At 59.4% G+C, this 13,501-nt stretch carries 19 protein-coding genes; 11 read left to right on the top strand and 8 right to left on the bottom strand.

Annotated features, from left to right (window positions below; translation table 11 throughout):
- Positions 1-37 precede the first annotated feature (37 nt).
- The 5 genes from radC to BST95_RS03300 all read left to right on the top strand — a co-directional run bounded on the left by radC (position 38) and on the right by BST95_RS03300 (position 2,612).
- On the top strand, positions 38-712 hold the full coding sequence (gene radC, locus BST95_RS03280; RefSeq protein WP_084198150.1) for a RadC family protein: 675 nt from the start codon (positions 38-40) through the stop codon (positions 710-712).
- A gap of 191 nt (positions 713-903) precedes the next feature.
- Positions 904-1,140: a 50S ribosomal protein L28 gene (rpmB, locus tag BST95_RS03285; RefSeq protein WP_066056899.1), complete on the top strand. Its 237-nt coding sequence runs from the start codon at positions 904-906 to the stop codon at positions 1,138-1,140.
- A gap of 12 nt (positions 1,141-1,152) precedes the next feature.
- Entirely contained in the window at positions 1,153-1,308 is a 156-nt protein-coding gene (gene rpmG, locus BST95_RS03290; protein WP_066056902.1) for a 50S ribosomal protein L33, read from the top strand.
- A 78-nt stretch (positions 1,309-1,386) separates the two neighbouring features.
- On the top strand, positions 1,387-2,199 hold the full coding sequence (gene mutM / locus BST95_RS03295) for a bifunctional DNA-formamidopyrimidine glycosylase/DNA-(apurinic or apyrimidinic site) lyase (RefSeq protein WP_084198151.1): 813 nt from the start codon (positions 1,387-1,389) through the stop codon (positions 2,197-2,199).
- 56 nt (positions 2,200-2,255) lie between these two features.
- Positions 2,256-2,612, top strand: coding sequence for a hypothetical protein (locus BST95_RS03300; protein ID WP_084198152.1), 357 nt, complete (start codon positions 2,256-2,258; stop codon positions 2,610-2,612).
- Between the two features lie 32 nt (positions 2,613-2,644).
- Here the strand turns inward: BST95_RS03300 and coaD are convergent, their stop codons facing one another.
- Together coaD and rsmD are read right to left on the bottom strand one after the other, a co-directional pair.
- Positions 2,645-3,130, bottom strand: a complete 486-nt coding sequence (gene coaD, locus BST95_RS03305; protein WP_084198153.1) for a pantetheine-phosphate adenylyltransferase — start codon at positions 3,128-3,130, stop codon at positions 2,645-2,647.
- Between the two features lie 35 nt (positions 3,131-3,165).
- Positions 3,166-3,744, bottom strand: coding sequence for a 16S rRNA (guanine(966)-N(2))-methyltransferase RsmD (gene rsmD / locus BST95_RS03310; protein WP_084201032.1), 579 nt, complete (start codon positions 3,742-3,744; stop codon positions 3,166-3,168).
- Between the two features lie 484 nt (positions 3,745-4,228).
- Between rsmD and ftsY the strand changes: the two genes are divergently transcribed.
- From ftsY to trmB, 6 genes are all read left to right on the top strand, one after another.
- On the top strand, positions 4,229-5,239 hold the full coding sequence (gene ftsY, locus BST95_RS03315; RefSeq protein WP_219722780.1) for a signal recognition particle-docking protein FtsY: 1,011 nt from the start codon (positions 4,229-4,231) through the stop codon (positions 5,237-5,239).
- Positions 5,236-5,901 (top strand): cell division ATP-binding protein FtsE, encoded by a 666-nt coding sequence (gene ftsE, locus BST95_RS03320; RefSeq protein ID WP_084198154.1) that lies wholly within the window; start codon positions 5,236-5,238, stop codon positions 5,899-5,901. The genes ftsY and ftsE overlap by 4 nt, the downstream gene beginning before the upstream one ends.
- Positions 5,898-6,854, top strand: coding sequence for a permease-like cell division protein FtsX (gene ftsX, locus BST95_RS03325; protein ID WP_084198155.1), 957 nt, complete (start codon positions 5,898-5,900; stop codon positions 6,852-6,854). The genes ftsE and ftsX overlap by 4 nt, the downstream gene beginning before the upstream one ends.
- Before the next feature lie 135 nt (positions 6,855-6,989).
- On the top strand, positions 6,990-7,850 hold the full coding sequence (rpoH, locus tag BST95_RS03330; RefSeq protein WP_066056925.1) for an RNA polymerase sigma factor RpoH: 861 nt from the start codon (positions 6,990-6,992) through the stop codon (positions 7,848-7,850).
- 74 nt (positions 7,851-7,924) lie between these two features.
- Positions 7,925-8,302, top strand: a complete 378-nt coding sequence (locus tag BST95_RS03335; protein ID WP_084198156.1) for a DUF423 domain-containing protein — start codon at positions 7,925-7,927, stop codon at positions 8,300-8,302.
- 1 nt (position 8,303) lies between these two features.
- Positions 8,304-8,987, top strand: coding sequence for a tRNA (guanosine(46)-N7)-methyltransferase TrmB (gene trmB / locus BST95_RS03340; protein WP_084198157.1), 684 nt, complete (start codon positions 8,304-8,306; stop codon positions 8,985-8,987).
- On the opposite strand, the gene hemW is transcribed toward trmB, so the two are convergent.
- The 6 genes from hemW to BST95_RS03370 are packed head-to-tail and all read right to left on the bottom strand — an operon-like array spanning position 8,982 to position 13,500.
- Entirely contained in the window at positions 8,982-10,112 is a 1,131-nt protein-coding gene (gene hemW, locus BST95_RS03345) for a radical SAM family heme chaperone HemW (RefSeq protein WP_084198158.1), read from the bottom strand. The two genes, trmB and hemW, sit on opposite strands and share 6 nt — an antisense overlap.
- A 12-nt stretch (positions 10,113-10,124) precedes the next feature.
- Positions 10,125-10,712: an RdgB/HAM1 family non-canonical purine NTP pyrophosphatase gene (gene rdgB / locus BST95_RS03350; RefSeq protein WP_084198159.1), complete on the bottom strand. Its 588-nt coding sequence runs from the start codon at positions 10,710-10,712 to the stop codon at positions 10,125-10,127.
- A 7-nt stretch (positions 10,713-10,719) separates the two neighbouring features.
- Positions 10,720-11,154, bottom strand: a complete 435-nt coding sequence (locus tag BST95_RS03355; protein WP_169843840.1) for a DUF4426 domain-containing protein — start codon at positions 11,152-11,154, stop codon at positions 10,720-10,722.
- Between the two features lie 7 nt (positions 11,155-11,161).
- The gene (gene metW / locus BST95_RS03360; RefSeq protein ID WP_084198160.1) at positions 11,162-11,752 is read right to left on the bottom strand and encodes a methionine biosynthesis protein MetW; all 591 of its coding nucleotides are present in this window, start codon (positions 11,750-11,752) and stop codon (positions 11,162-11,164) included.
- Complete coding sequence (gene metX / locus BST95_RS03365; protein ID WP_084198161.1) at positions 11,752-12,900, bottom strand: homoserine O-succinyltransferase MetX; 1,149 nt, start codon at positions 12,898-12,900, stop codon at positions 11,752-11,754. Before metX ends, metW begins: the two co-directional genes overlap by 1 nt.
- A 12-nt stretch (positions 12,901-12,912) precedes the next feature.
- A complete protein-coding gene (locus tag BST95_RS03370; RefSeq protein WP_084198162.1) occupies positions 12,913-13,500 on the bottom strand; it encodes a YggT family protein in 588 nt (195 codons plus the stop codon).
- Between the last annotated feature and the right edge of the window lies 1 nt (position 13,501).

Here is a 13,501-nt window from a genome sequence, read left to right on the forward strand (position 1 = left end):
GGGCCCTATTTGACACTGCAGCTCAGGGAGGAGCGACGTGACAAACCTATGCTGGCCATCGGGCGAAGGCCCCAGAGACAAGTTGTTGGGGAGGGGCGAGGCGAGCCTGTCGGACGCCGAGCTACTGGCGGTATTACTGGCGACCGGATATCGCAACCACAATGCACTGGAGCTGGCCCGGGATATCCTGCATGAATTCGGCGGCCTGGTAGGGTTTTTGCGGGCCGGCGAGGAAGAACTGCTGGCCTGCCGCGGTGTGGGGCGGGCCAAGTACGCCGTGGTGCGGGCCGCCCTGGAGCTGGCGCGGCGCCAGGCCCAGCAGCGACTGGAGGCGGGTAGTGTGCTCTCCAGCCCGGGCTGCACCCGACGATTCCTGCAGCACCACCTGGGGCGCCGGGAGCGCGAGGTGTTCTGCTGCATGTTCCTCGACAACCAGCACCGCCTGTTGCGCTGTGAGGACTTGTTCATGGGCACGCTGGACGGCGCTGCGGTCTACCCGAGGGAGGTGGCGGTGCGGGCGCTGCGCTATCGCGCTGCGGCGGTGATTTTTGCGCACAATCACCCCAGCGGTGTCGCAGAGCCAAGTTCGGCGGACCGGCGCATTACCGAGCGCCTGACTGCCGCCCTGGCGCTGCTGGATGTGCGGGTGCTGGACCATATTATTGTTGGCAGTGGCAGTGAATACTCGTTTGCTGAGGCCGGCCTGATCTAGCGGCGCTTGTTCCGCATACCGTATCCGGTCCCGGCGATGCCATTGGGTGCCTGAGTGTCGCACGCGCTTTTTCTTGCTATGGCATGTACGTTCTGGTATAAAGTCGCGCTCCGCGCGGCTGGGGTCCCTCTTTTGGGGTCTGATAGCCTCCATTTTTTTATTAATTCCCGCGATTTGGGAGAGACAGGATCATGGCAAGAGTATGTCAGGTTACCGGCAAGCGCCCGGTCACCGGTAACAATGTATCGCACGCAAAGAACCGCACCCGTCGCCGTTTTTTGCCTAACCTCCACCAGCACCGTTTCTGGGTGGAATCAGAGAAACGTTTCGTCAGCCTGCGCGTTTCCAGCAAGGGCATGCGCATCATCGACAAGAAGGGCATCGAAGCTGTTCTTGAAGATCTGCGCGCTCGCGGCGAAAAGGTATAAGGGAGAGAGACCATGAGAGACAAGATCCGCATGAACTCCTCAGCTGGTACAGGACACTTCTATACCACTGACAAGAACAAGCGCACTACTCCGGACAAGCTGGAGAAGAAAATGTACGATCCCGTTGTTCGCAAGCACGTGATGTACAAGGAAGGCAAAATCAAGTAATTGCCTACCTGCGTAGAAGCTTAAAAAACCCGGCACTGCCGGGGTTTTTTGTTTCTGGGTGCAGGTTATGATGTCCGAATGCCTGAATTACCTGAAGTCGAAACCACGCGCCGGGGAGTAGAGCCCTATTCCGCCGGACAGACCATTAAACGCGTTATTGTGCGCAACCCCAGCCTGCGTTGGCCCGTACCGGCGTCGCTGCCGCGCAAGTTGCGAGGTCAGCAGGTGACGGCGGTGGAGCGGCGCGCCAAGTATCTGCTGTTTCGCACGGCCGCCGGCTCCATGATGATTCACCTTGGTATGTCGGGATCACTGCGCGTAGTTGATGCCAGAGAGCCACCTGGCAAGCACGATCATATCGATATTGTATTCGAGGGTGGCCGCTGCCTGCGCTATAACGATCCGCGGCGATTTGGCTGCTGCCTTTGGCTGGGGCCTGGGGAGAGCCATGACTTGCTCGAGGGGCTGGGTCCCGAGCCGCTGGGCCCAGACTTTGATGGCGACCTGCTGTTCCGTCGATCGCGGGGCCGCAAGGTGCCCGTGAAGCAGTTTGTGATGGACGGCAAGGTGGTGGTGGGCGTTGGTAATATTTACGCTAACGAGGCCCTGTTTCAGGCGGGAATCCGCCCGGATCGACCCGCAGGGCGCATTTCCAGAGCGCGCTATGAGCGTCTGGCAGAGGAAATTAAGCGAGTACTTACTTTCGCTATAAACCAAGGTGGTACTACCTTGCGAGATTTCGTGGGGGGTGATGGCAAGCCGGGCTATTTTGCTCAGCAGTTGTTTGTTTACGGCCGCGAAGGTGAGCCCTGTAAGCGCTGCCAACGAATGTTAAAAAAGTCTACATTGGGGCAGCGAACCACCGTGTACTGCGTGGCCTGCCAGCGGTGAAACGGCTACACTTAAAAAAACAAAGGGGACGGGAAGGGAACCCGGGGAGTAAAACAATGAAAAAAAATACTGGCGCACGACGCGCTGTCACAGCCCTGCTGATTGCATGCATGATGCTGCCTCAGGCGCTCTGGGCACAATCGGCGATTGATGAGAGCCCCAACGAGTGGGCCATGGTGGGTGATTTGCTGGTAGCGCGCCCGATCGGACTGGTTATGACTGCAGGCGGTGCAGCGGTGTGGCTGGTGAGCCTGCCCTTTACCCTGTTGGCGGGCCATGCCGGTGAAGCGGCTGAAACCCTGGTACTGGGCCCCGGTGAAGCAACCTTTATGCGCTGCCTCGGTTGCCGCGTGACCGGCTATACCGGCAAGGACGTTGAAGCGATCCGCGCTGCGCGGGAAGCCGAAGAGTAATACTCCTGCCCGCCGCGCTCGCGGTGGGCTATTTAATCTGCAAACTTATCCCTGAGTGCCTGGGCGACACTCGCCGGCACGAAGGGGGTGATGTCGCCATCCAGGCTGGCAATTTCGCGTACCAGCGATGATGAAATAAAGGACAGGTGCTCTGACGGGGTGAGGAAGATGCTCTCAAACTCCGGGTAGATGGCGCGGTTCATATTAGCCAGCTGAAATTCGTATTCGAAGTCTGCCACTGCCCGCAGGCCCCGCAGCACGCAGCGGGCGCCCTGATCCTGGACAAATTTGGTGAGCAGGTAATTGAAGCCGGTGACTTCCACATTGGGCAGGTGTGAGAGGCAGGCCTCGGCCAGGGCTACGCGCTCTTCGATGTTGAACAGCGGCCCCTTCTTCTCACTGTAGGCAATTGCCACAACCACTTTGTCGAATAGTCGGGCGGCCCGTTCAGTGAGATCCACGTGACCATTGGTAATGGGATCAAAGGTACCCGGGTAGATGACGGTTGTTTCTGGCATGGCGTGGACCTGCGATGTTGTTGTGCCGGCGGATGTTAAACGTTTTCCCCGGGAGCGACAACGAACAGCCGGTAGCTGACCTGGCCGCTGCTTTTGTCGCGGTGTAGTTCCCAGTTGGCGGGCAGTTCGGGCAGGGTTTCATCGAGCCCGGTTTCGATATAGACCAGGGCGTGCGGTGCCAGTACGCTCCCGCGAGCGAGCAGGTCGCAGGCTGGCCCAACCAGCGCCTGGCCAAAGGGGGGGTCGATAAAGACGATGTCCCAGGGAGGGTGTGGCTGTGCCAGAAAGTCCAGCGCGGAGCTGCGATGACAGTGCCCGCCGGTGGCTGCCAGTGTGCCCAGGTGTCGCTGGATATCTGCGATCCCGGCGGCCGCTGTGTCGACGAAATCGCAGTGTGCCGCACCGCGTGAGAGCGCCTCCAGGCCCAGAGCGCCACTGCCCGCGAACAGGTCCAGGCAGCGGGCCCCGTGGATGTCCGCTGCCAGCCAGTTGAACAGAGTCTCGCGAATGCGATCGCCAGTAGGGCGCAGCCCGTCGGCCGGGGTAAACCCCAGCTTGCGGCCGCGCCATTGGCCGCCGATGATACGTAACTGGCTGGTTCCCCGCGGGGTGATCTCGACATTTCTTCAGTTCATCCTGCAGTGGTAGGATAGTTGTTTTTCCGGGCGCCCTTCCGGCGCCTGCAAACTCTAACACGACATATATGAAGTTTTTCAAACGTAAAAAGAAGGCGGAACAGGTTGCCCCGCCGCGGATGCCCCTGCGCAGTCGCAGGATGTCGCAGCTGCACCCGATCCCGGTACCCAGGAACAAAGCACTGGCGCGCTTGCGCCGCAGGCCGAGGCTGCCACTCCCTCTGCGATAGAGCAGGTGCCTGACGCCGCCGCGAGCGTTGAGTCTCCGATCCAGCAAGAGCCATTAGCCGGTGAAGAGCCCTCAGCCGGTGAAGAGCCCTCAGCTGGTAAAGAGCCCTCAGCTGGTGAAGAGTCTTTAACCTATGAAGAGCCCTCAGCTGTCGAAGCGCCCGCAGCCCCTGAATCCTCATCCCAGGTTGAGCCCGCACAGCCCGAGACCCCTGCAACACAGGCGGAAGCGCCGATAGCGACGCCTGAGCCTACCGAAACCGAAGCTCAGGAAAATGCGCCAGTGCCTGCCGCTGAGCAGGAGAAACCGGGTAAGCCGGGTTTCTTCGCCCGGTTGAAGGCCGGCCTGGGTCGCACCAGCGATAATCTCTCACAGGGCCTGGGCAATCTGTTCCTGGGCCGCAAGGAGATCGACGCCGACCTGCTGGAAGAGCTGGAGTCGCAGCTGTTGATGGCGGATGTGGGTGTCGATGCCACGGTGGACATTATTGGCCGTCTCACCCAGCGCGTGTCGCGCAAGGAGCTCACAGATCCTCAGGCGTTGCACAAAGCTCTGAAAGAGGAGTTGTTGAGCCTGCTCAAGCCCTGTGAGCAGCCCCTGCAGATCACCGGGCACAAACCCTATGTCATTTTGATGGTAGGCGTAAACGGGGTGGGCAAGACCACCACCATTGGCAAGTTGGCCAAGCGCTTCCAGGCAGAAGGTCGCTCGGTCATGCTGGCCGCCGGCGATACCTTCCGAGCCGCGGCAGTAGAGCAGCTACAGGTGTGGGGTGAGCGCAACCAGGTCCCCGTGGTTGCCCAGCACACCGGCGCTGATAGTGCGTCGGTGGTCTACGATGCGCTGCAGGCTGCACAGGCGCGTAATATCGACGTGCTGATTGCCGATACCGCCGGTCGCCTGCACAACAAGGACAACCTGATGGAAGAACTCAAGAAGGTGGTCCGGGTGATGGGCAAGCTGGACGATTCCGCGCCCCATGAGGTGATGCTGGTGCTCGATGCTGGCACCGGTCAGAATGCGTTGGCGCAGGCAGATCATTTCCGGCAATGGGTTGGTGTTTCCGGGATCAGCCTGACCAAGCTGGACGGCACAGCCAAGGGCGGTGTTATTTTCGCGATCGCCAAGAAGCTGGGTCTGCCCATTCGCTTTATTGGCGTGGGCGAGGCCGCGGATGATCTCCGGCCTTTTGCTGCAGAAGAATTTATCGAGGCACTATTTGCGAGGGATGACAGCGCTGCATGATCACCTTTGAGCGGGTCAGCAAACGCTACGAAGAGGGGCACGACGCACTCAAGGAAGTGAGCTTCCAGATTGAGCGCGACGACCTGGTGTTTCTCACCGGCCATTCAGGCGCCGGTAAGAGCACCCTCATGCGCCTCATTATGCTCATGGATCGGGCGACGCGCGGCAAAGTGTTAATCGATGGCCGCGATCTGGCTAGTGTGCCCAGCCGCGGTGTGCCCGCCCACCGCCGCGATATTGGTGTGGTGTTCCAGAATCACCAGCTGCTGTTCGATCGGCCGGTCTTCGACAATGTTGCCCTGCCACTGGTAATCCGAGGCTATGACTACCGCGAGATTGGCCGTCGAGTGCGTGCAGCACTGGACAAGGTTGGGCTGTTAAGCCGCGAGCGGGCGATGCCGGTCACCCTGTCAGGAGGTGAGCAGCAACGCGTGGGCATTGCCCGGGCGGTGGTGTGCAAACCGAAAATTCTGCTGGCCGACGAACCCACCGGTAACCTCGACCCGGACCTGTCCGCCGAGATCATGCAGCTGTTTGAAGAATTCAACCGGGTGGGGGTGACAATTCTCATCGCCAGTCACGACCTGGCCCTGATCTCGCGTTTACGCCACCGCATTCTTACTTTGAAAGAAGGCCGTCTGGTCACCGGGGGTGTGCTGTGAGCCAGGGTGCCAGCCAGAGCCGGGTCAAATTTGCCGACCAGTACAACGCCTGGTTGCGCCACCACCGCCTGTCGGCGGCCGACAGCCTGTTCCGGGTTTTGGACAATTTGGTGTCCAGTGTGCTGACCTGGCTGGTCATCGGTATTGCCCTGGCGCTGCCGGTGGCGCTCGATGTCGCCCTGGATAATGCCGGTGAGCTAAGCGCCGGCTGGGACAGTCCCAGCCAGATTTCCCTGTTCCTCGCCGACGACATTCAGGCCGAGGCCGCCAGGCAACTGGCCACCGAACTGGAAGCGCGCGAGGATGTCGCCAGCGTGCGTTTTGTCTCGAGGGAAGATGCGCTGGCTGAATTCAGTGAGCTTTCTGGCTTTGCCGATGTCTTGGCGAGCCTGGAAGAAAACCCCCTCCCAAATCTGCTGCTGGTGAGTCCGGCCGGTGACCTTGGTGGTGCCGGGGCCGGCGGGCTGCGCGCCCAGTTGGGTGCCATGCCCCAGGTGGCCGAGGCGGTGCTGGATATGGCCTGGTTGCAGCGGCTTAACAGCCTTATGGAGCTCAGTCGGCGCATGGTTATGGCTATCGGAGCGCTGCTGGTGCTGGGTGTGGTGCTGATCCTCGGGAATACCATTCGGCTGGCGATCGAGGCCCGCCGGGACGAGATCGTCATCGTCAAGCTGGTGGGCGGCAGTAATCCTTTCGTGCGTCGACCCTTTCTGTATACGGGCCTCTGGTACGGTGTGGGCGGTGGTTTCTTCGCCGGTCTGCTGGTGACACTCGCACTGTGGTTTCTTCAGCAGCCGGTCTCCAGACTAGCTGCGCTGTATGAGTCTGAGTTTGAATTGGCGGGCCTGGGCTTGATGGGTTTCCTCAATCTGCTGGTATTGGGCGGCCTCCTGGGACTGGCAGGGGCCTGGTTGGCGGTGAGCCGGCATTTGGCTAAAATTGAGCCCCGCTAGCCACCCGTTATGGCAAGTCCTTGTTATTAAAAGAAATAAACAAATAAATTTTTATTCTTACGTGGAACTTTCCGGTCGTTAGCACTCTAATACAAAGAGTGCTAATATTGCCGACCTTACTTTGGAGAACCACGCATGAGCAACAGCCTGCAACCAGTAATGCAAATGGTACCGGGAGCGAATCTCGGGGCCTACGTGCAGGCCGTCGGTGCTATCCCCGTCCTCAGCCCCGAGCGAGAGCGGGAACTGGCGGAAGATCTCTACTACAACGACAACCTCGACGCTGCCCGTGAGCTGGTTATGTCTCACCTGCGCTTCGTGGTGCACATTGCCCGTAGCTACAACGGCTATGGTCTGGCTGAGGCCGACCTGATCCAGGAAGGCAATGTGGGACTGATGAAGGCCGTTAAACGCTTTGACCCCGAGAAGGGTGTACGTCTGGTGTCTTTTGCCGTGCACTGGATTAAGGCAGAGATGCACGAGTACATCCTGCGCAATTGGCGTATCGTCAAAGTGGCGACCACCAAGGCCCAGCGTAAATTGTTCTTTAACCTGCGCAGCCAGAAGAAGAGCCTGTCCTGGCTCAGTGCTGACGAGGCCCAGGCCGTAGCCGATGACCTCGGTGTAGACGTTAAGGAAGTGCATCGCATGGAAGGCCGCCTGGCCAGCCGTGACGTCGCTTTCGATATGCCTTCTGACAGCAGCAGCGATGACGATGAAGGTTGGCAGGCTCCCCAGTATTACCTGGAAGACCACAGTGCCGATCCGGCGCTGGAAGTCGAAGAGGGTGACTGGAAGGCCAATACTGAGGCCCAGCTGCATGGCGCCCTGTCTGACCTGGATGAGCGCAGCCGCGATATCCTGGCAAGCCGCTGGCTGGCCGAGGAAAAAGCGACCCTGCACGAACTGGCAGATCGCTATGGCGTCTCGGCGGAGCGCATTCGCCAGCTGGAAGCCAATGCGATGAAAAAGCTGAAGGCCGCGATCGCCGCCTGATTATCAGCCTTCTTTCCCGAAGGGATCAGAGCCCATATCATGGGTGCTGATCCCTTTTTTGATTGAGCACTCTCATGGCCAAGTTTTTCATTACACTCGCCTCCCTGAGCGGCATGTTCGCAGTGATACTCGGTGCCTTCGGTGCCCACGCCCTGAAATCGCGATTTGACACCTACGCCCTCGGTGTCTGGGAAACGGCCGTGCAATACCATTTCTACCACGCGCTGGCATTGCTGGCGGTGGGTGTGCTGGCCCTTAGCCAACCCCAGACCACGCTGCTCAAGAGCAGTGGCTGGCTGTTCCTGTTAGGTACGCTGGTGTTTTCCGGCAGCCTGTATATTCTGGCCCTAACCGGCACCAAGTGGCTCGGAGCCGTGACCCCGCTGGGTGGGCTGGCCTTTATTGGCGGCTGGGCTTGCCTGGCGACTGCCTCCTGGAAGATGTTGCCCTGATATGAGTGAGCAGAAACACCGACCCATCCGCAGCTTCGTTCTCCGCACTGGCCGCATGACGCCAGGGCAGGAGCGCGCCTATAACGAGAACTGGGAGCGCTGGGGGCTGGAATACAGTGACGGCGCCCTGGACTTTGCTGCCCGGTTCGGTCGCGATGGACCGCGCGTGCTGGAGATTGGCTTTGGCATGGGCGCCTCGCTGGTTGAGATGGCTGCAGCGGCGCCGGAGAAGAACTTTGTCGGCATTGAAGTGCACAAGCCCGGGGTCGGTAGACTGTTGCACAGCATGTCTGAGCAGGGCGTCGATAACATCCGTGTTTACTGCCATGACGCGGTAGAGGTTCTGCGCGACTGTATCGCCGACGCTTCGCTGGATACCGTGCAGATATTCTTTCCAGACCCCTGGCACAAGAAGCGCCATCACAAGCGCCGTCTGGTCCAGCCCGGATTTATTGCCGATCTGACGACCAAACTGAAACCTGGTGGCATTCTGCATCTGGCTACGGACTGGGAAAACTATGCCGAGCAGATGCTGGAAGTACTCAGCGCCGCCGAAGGCCTGGAAAACACCAGTGGTGCGGGTCACTATGCACCGCGTCCGGAGCACCGGCCATTGACCAAATTCGAGGCCCGTGGCGAGCGTCTGGGGCACGGTGTCTGGGATTTACTGTTCCGGCGTTTATAGAAACTCGCCAATCACCGAATCGAGGAAGCGTCGCCCCAGGGCTGTGGGGCGAATCTGGTTGGCGTTCCGTTCCAGGAGCCCTCGTTCCATCAGGCTGTCCAGCTTGTCTGCAATGACCGCGAGCTCCTGTCCCGAGCGTGCCTCAAAGGATTCAATACTAAACCCGTTATTGAGACGTAGTGCATAGAGCATAAACTCTGCCGTTGCCTCTGCTGCATCCAGGCGGCGTTCATTTGCCATGTAATTGCCATCGCTGTTCAGATAGTCGGCGGGACCACGGGTCTTGGCGTATCGACGAATGACACCATCTTCCCCGGATATTTTGGCGTGGGCTCCGGCGCCAATGCCCAGGTAATCACCGAAACTCCAGTAGTTGAGATTGTGTCGGCACTGCTGGCCCGGCTTTGAATAGGCCGATACTTCGTACTGCTGCATGCCGTGCTCTGCCAGTAATGCCTCGCCGTGATCCTGGATATCGGCCAGCGCATCTTCAACCGGCAGTGTTGGCGGACGCTTGTTAAACACCGTGTTGGGCTCGATGGTCAGTTGATACCACGAAAGGTGGGGCGGATTGAAACCCAGTGCCGTGGTGAGATCGCTGGAGGCGCCCGCTTCATCCTGTCCCGGAAGGCCGTGCATCAGATCAATATTGAAATTGTCGAACCCGGCCTCAGTGACGGCGGCAATCGCGGCCAGTGCCTGATTGCGATCGTGAATACGGCCCAGTGCTTTGAGCCGTGCGTCATCGAATGACTGTACGCCCAGTGACAGGCGGTTGATGCCCGCGGCCCGAAAGCCGGCAAATTTCTCCGCCTCGGCGCTACCCGGGTTGGCTTCCATAGTGGCCTCCAGATCCGGCGCGAGCGCTATGGTCTGGGCAATGCCCTGCATTAACCGGCGGATGGCGCTGGCACTGAACAGGCTCGGGGTGCCGCCGCCGATGAACAGGGTTTGCACCGCGCGCCCCTGGGCCTGCAGGGCATCAACGCGCAAATCTTCCAGCAGTGCATCGATGTACGCGCCTTCCGGTATCTCCGCCGATTCGTGTGAGTTGAAGTCACAATAGGGGCACTTGCGCTCGCACCAGGGCAGGTGAATGTACAGCCCCAGCGGCGGCAGTTGCATACGATGAGCGCCCTAGCGCAGGGCGTCCAGCAGCAACGCGCTGGCCTTGGCGCGATGGCTGATGGCGTTCTTGAGGTCGCGGGGCAGTTCCGCAGAACTGCAGTCGTGTTCCGGCACGTAGAACAAAGGATCGTAACCAAAGCCTTCCACGCCGCGGGTTTCGGTCAGGATGCGTCCCTCCCAGCTGCCCTGGCAGACGAGGGGGGTCGGATCATTGGCGTGGCGCATATACACCAGCACACATTGGAAGCGTGCGCTGCGCTGTGCTTCGTCTACACCCTCCAGTGCCGCCAACAGTTTGGCGTTGTTGGCCTCATCGCCCTGGCCGGAATAACGCGCCGAGTGTATGCCGGGGGCACCCTGGAGGTAATCCACTTCCAGGCCGGAATCGTCGGCAATTGCCGGTAACCCGCAGTGGGCTGCAGCGGCACGGGCTTTGATGATTGCGTTCTCGACAAAGCTCAGGCCGTCTTCCGGTACCTGGGGCATATCGAATTCACCTTGAGAGACCAACTCCATGCCAAGCGGGGTGAGAATGCGCCCCAACTCGCGAAGTTTGCCGGCGTTGCCGCTGGCCAGTACCACTTGCTGTGTTGTCATGACCGCCTCAGTCGGTATACATGCGATGACGCAGTTTGAAGGTGTAGGTTTCGGTCGCCCCGTCAGGGCGGAAAAACACCTCGAAGTGGCGCCATTCCTCGTTCAGGTATTTGAATTCGGCGATGTAGTAAATGGCCGGATTTTCGCGTACTTCCTGAAATTCGAAGTTCTGGGTGGTCTGCAGCAAGTCCCAGGTTTTGCCTTTGAGAATCATGGTGCGAGGCACGGTGGTGCCATCTTCCAGATGTTCGCGTACCGCCAGGTTGAGGATGGCCCGCTCATCACCGCGGGTAATGCCGTAGGTGGCGGCAACCTTGGGTTCGAGAAAGGTGGTGTTGACCACGCTGTAGTGCAGCTCATAGGGGCCGAACATTGCTGATTGCTGGCCAAGGGCGGGTAAGGCCAGCAAGGTCAGCGCGATGGAGGTGAGTAGCTTGTTCATGGCAACCTCAACGGGTGATGTGATAAATCGCTGTGGTAGCGAACAGGTTAGGCCAGGCTCTCGCCAGGCGTGGTTCGCATTCCGACACACCCACCATATCGCGGCTGAGTATGCGAATACCGCGTTCTTCACACAGTGCTTCGAAGTCGCGCACGGTGCAGAAGTGGATATTGGGTGTGTCGTACCAGCTATAGGGCATGAATTTGGATACCGGCATGCGGCCGCGCGTTCCCAGATACAGCCGACAGCGCCAGTGGGCAAAATTGGGGAATGTGACAATGCCCTGACGGCCGATGCGCAGCATTTCTTCAAGCACCCGATCCGGGTAGTGAACGGCCTGGATAGCGTGCGCCATGACCACGGTGTCAAAGCTCTGGTCAGGGAAATTCCCCAGACCGGCGTCGACGTTCTGCTCGATGATGTTGAGCCCTTTGCCAATACAGGTGGTGATATTGGCCTCGTCAATTTCCAGGCCAATGCCTCTCACCTGGCGCTCTTCCTGGAGGTTCTTCAGAAATTCACCGTCGCCGCAGCCGAGGTCGAGTACGCGTGAGCCGGGTTTGATCCAGCGCTGAATGTGGGTGAGATCCTGACGCATTAGACCTTGGCTCCCACGCTCTGCATATAGGCGCTAAACACGTCGAGGTAGCGGGGGATTGGCATCAGGAATGCATCGTGCCCCTCGTCGGCCTCGATCTCGGTATAGGTAACGGGACGCTCTGCGGCAATCAGCGCGTCGACGATCTCGCGTGATCGCGCTGGAGAGAAGCGCCAGTCCGTGGAGAAGGAGGCGACGAAGTAGCTGCACTTGGCTCTGCCAAAAGCTTGCACCGGGTCGTTGTCATATTCGCGAGCGAGGTCGAAATAGTCGAGCGCCCGGGTCATCAGTATGTAGGTATTGGCATCGAAGTTGCCCGAGAACTGACTACCCTGGTAGCGAAGATAGCTCTGTACCTGGAATTCGACATTGTCTTCGTCGCCCAGCTCAAAGCTGCCCGAACGCAGATCGCGGCCAAACTTGTTGGCCATGGCTTCGTCAGACAAATAGGTGATGTGACCAACCATGCGTGCCAGTGCCAGACCCTGAGAGGGAATGGCGTCGTTGTCCATATAGCGGCCATCCGCAAAGGCTGGATCGGCCACGATGGCCTGGCGAGCCAGTTCGTTAAACGCCAGATTCTGGGCACTGAGCTTCATCGCTGCAGCAATCACAATGCAGTGCTTGAGACGGTCCGGATATTCCAGCGACCAGCGCATAGCCTGCATGCCGCCGAGGCTGCCGCCGATGACAGCAGCCCAACATTCGATGCCGAGGTAATCCGCAAGCAATGCCTGGCTGTGCACCCAGTCCCGGGCCCGCAGGGGCGGAAAATCCGGGCCCCAGGCCTTGCCGGTATCCGGGTTGATACTGTTAGGGCCGGTTGAGCCATGACAGCCGCCAAGATTGTTCAGGCTGACCACAAAAAATCGATTGGTGTCGATGGGCTTGCCCGGGCCAATGCACTCTTCCCACCAACCTGGCTTGCGATCCTCCATGCTGTGGTAGCCGGCGGCGTGGTGATGTCCGCTCAGGGCATGGCAAATCAGCACGGCGTTGCTCTGCTCGGCATTGAGCGTGCCGTAGGTTTCGTACACCAGATCGAAGCGAGCCAACTCGCGCCCGCAGGAAAGTGCGAACGGTTGGCTAAAGCTCACCGTCTGGGATTCGACCAGGCCGACGGAGTTCTGGGAGATGGATTCAGGCATAGCGCTGCGCAGTTAACTCAACCAGGGCGCGACACCGAGCACACCCAGTGCAGCCGCGCTGTCGTAGAGCGCGATGCGTATCACATGCATGCCGATCAGCAGAACCAGTACGGAAAAATCCAGGCCACCCATGGGTGGGATCACTTTCCTAATCGGCGCGATAAAGGGCTCGGTGATCTGGTAGATCAGATAAATGGCCGGCTGATTACTGCCGGGGGCTACCCAGCTCACGATCACCATGATGATGAGCGCGATATACAACGTGTTCAGCGCCAGTCCGAGCAGGCCGAAGAACCCGCCAACCAACAGCAGTTGAGCACCGGGCATGGCCTGGTACTTGATAATGACCAGGGTTGCGATGGCCAGCATCTGCAGCAGGAATGCCAGCAGCAACGAAGCCATATCGTAACCGCCGACCCCAGGCACAATTTTGCGCATTGGAATCACCGCGGGGTTGGTGGCCTTGACGATAAACTGACTGATCGGGTTGTAGAAATCAGCCTTTACTGCCTGCAGCAGGAATCGCAAAAACACGATCAGCAGGTACAGACTGATCGCGGTCTGGACCAGGTACAAAAAGATTGAATTAAGAGTGCCCACG

This window comes from Halioglobus japonicus (assembly GCF_001983995.1).
GTDB classification, from domain to species: Bacteria; Pseudomonadota; Gammaproteobacteria; order Pseudomonadales; family Halieaceae; genus Halioglobus; species Halioglobus japonicus.